At 40.9% G+C, this 898-nt stretch carries 2 pseudogenes; both read left to right on the top strand.

The features are described from left to right. Nucleotides 1-121, top strand: a pseudogene (locus tag ACWHAR_RS24635) (carbohydrate kinase); the annotation flags it as partial. A 195-nt stretch (nucleotides 122-316) separates the two neighbouring features. Continuing rightward, nucleotides 317-833 (top strand): annotated as a pseudogene (locus ACWHAR_RS24640) (PspA/IM30 family protein). Nucleotides 834-898 lie beyond the last annotated feature (65 nt).

Consider the following 898-nt stretch of genomic DNA (forward strand, 5'->3'; position numbering starts at 1 on the left):
TGATTTTGTGAAACTGCGTGAGATTGTGGCGTTTGCCAATAAGGTCGGAGCTCTTGTGTGCACTAAAATTGGAGCGATTGATGCACTGCCGAGCTTGGATGAGATCGAAGTTTCTTTGTAAATCATTGAAGATGTTTCTTGAAAGTCTTTGGACTTTTGGGGGCATCTTTTTTTATTGCTTACATTTTTGTTCAGGTAAAAAGTTGTATATTTTTTGTTTGAAATGTCATTTTTTATTAAAAAAGTGAAACTTTTAACGATAATAAATAGTATATGTAACAAGGGTTACCGAATTAGCTTTAGGAGGAACGATATAATGAGTATAATTGGAAGATTTAAAGATATTATGTCTGCGAATATCAATGCTTTATTGGACAGAGGCGCTGCAAGCCGGGAATGAGAGCGATGCGAGAAAATTTCTTGAAAGAAAAACATCTTTGGAGTCAAAGCTTTCTGAGCTGCAGGCGGCGAATCAAATTGCTGCAACCAATGCCGCACAGATGAGAAAGATGCATGACAAATTGGTATCTGACATTGGAGAGCTGGAAGCACGCAAAAATATGATCAAGGCGAAGTGGGCAGTAGCGAAAACGCAAGAAAGAATAAACAAACTGGGCGCTTCTGTTTCAAGTACAAGCCAATCAATGTCTGCATTCGGCCGAATGGAGGACAAAGTAAATAAGGCACTTGATCAGGCCAATGCAATGGCTGAACTGAACAGCGTTCCGCAGGATGATATGGCTGATCTGACTGCAAAGTATGACACTGGCGGTTCAAGCCAGGTTGATGATGAACTTGCGGCGTTAAAAGCGAAAATGATGCTCGATAAGTAATACATAGGAGGCCGCAGCTTTCGGCTGCGGCGTCATTTTATCATAAGATGTGAGAGGGAACGGTA

The organism is Bacillus sp. LR--39 (genome assembly GCF_053613335.1).